Raw genomic sequence first — 247 nt, 5'->3', positions numbered from 1 at the left:
GGCAAACAGCAGCAGCGGCACCACCTTGGCCACGGTGGTGACCAGGTTGATGAACGCCGCTTCCTTGATGCCGCGCAGCACCAGGAAGTGCACCGCCCACAGCAGCACCGACGCGCCGATGATGGCGATTGGCGTGTTGCCCTCGCCGAACACCGGGAAGTAGAAGCCCAAGGTGCTGAACAGCAGCACGAAGTAGCCGACGTTGCCCAGCCAGGCACTGATCCAGTAGCCCCAGGCCGAGGAAAAG

The 247-nt window shown here is 63.6% G+C and carries 1 protein-coding gene; it reads right to left on the bottom strand.

The genetic code is table 11. The annotated features are described in order from the left end of the window. The coding region (locus J5M58_RS27445) for an amino acid permease (protein WP_207880643.1) at positions 1-247 on the bottom strand (247 nt) is incomplete at both ends.

The sequence above is a fragment of the Pseudomonas sp. 32_A genome (assembly GCF_017490905.1).
In the GTDB taxonomy this organism is placed as follows: Bacteria; Pseudomonadota; Gammaproteobacteria; order Pseudomonadales; family Pseudomonadaceae; genus Aquipseudomonas; species Aquipseudomonas inefficax.
Note: the sequence above shows the minus strand (reverse complement) of the source record. Positions and strands in the feature narration are given on the sequence as shown.